General features: G+C 40.3%; 1 pseudogene. It reads left to right on the forward strand.

Features of this window, described 5'->3' with window-relative positions:
• Window positions 1-650, forward strand: a pseudogene (locus A1D25_RS01920) (hypothetical protein); the annotation flags it as partial.

Below are 650 nucleotides of genomic sequence, written 5' to 3' on the forward strand. Positions count from 1 at the left end.
GAGATGAGTGATAATAAAATTACAGGTTTAGCTGAAGGTGTTGATGGTAAAGATGCGGTAAATGTTAATCAGTTGAAAGAATCTGGCTGGAAACTGAAAATTAACGATGAAGAAGATACAGCCGCTGAAAAAGTGAATCCTGATGAAGTAGTGACATTTAAACAGGGTGACAATATAGTTATCACTCGTGAAGGACAAAACGTTACAGTTGCGACTTCTCAAACCCCAACCTTCACTAACCTCACTACAACAGAAGGTGCGAATATTGGTGGCAAGCTAGATGTGACTGGTCCAGCGACATTCAAAGATAGCGTAACTGCTGAAAAAGGTGCAACCATTAAAGGTGGCGACCTAGTGATGAGCGATAACAAAATCACAGGTCTAAAAGCAGGTACAGACAAAACCGATGCGGTTAATGTTGAACAGCTAGATAAAGTTAAAGAAATTGCTGAAAAAGGCTGGAATGTTACCATTGCTAAAGTGGAAGGTGGAGAAGCTGAAAGTGCTACTGATACCAAAGTTGCCCCTGGTGATAAAGTAACTCATATTGCAGGTAAAAACATCAAGCTGGTACAAAATGGTGCGAATATTACTGTTTCAACTACTGACAAAGTAAACTTCAGCGAAGTAACGGCAGACAAAACCAACGC

This window comes from Ursidibacter arcticus (assembly GCF_009761375.1).
GTDB lineage: Bacteria > Pseudomonadota > Gammaproteobacteria > Enterobacterales > Pasteurellaceae > Ursidibacter > Ursidibacter arcticus.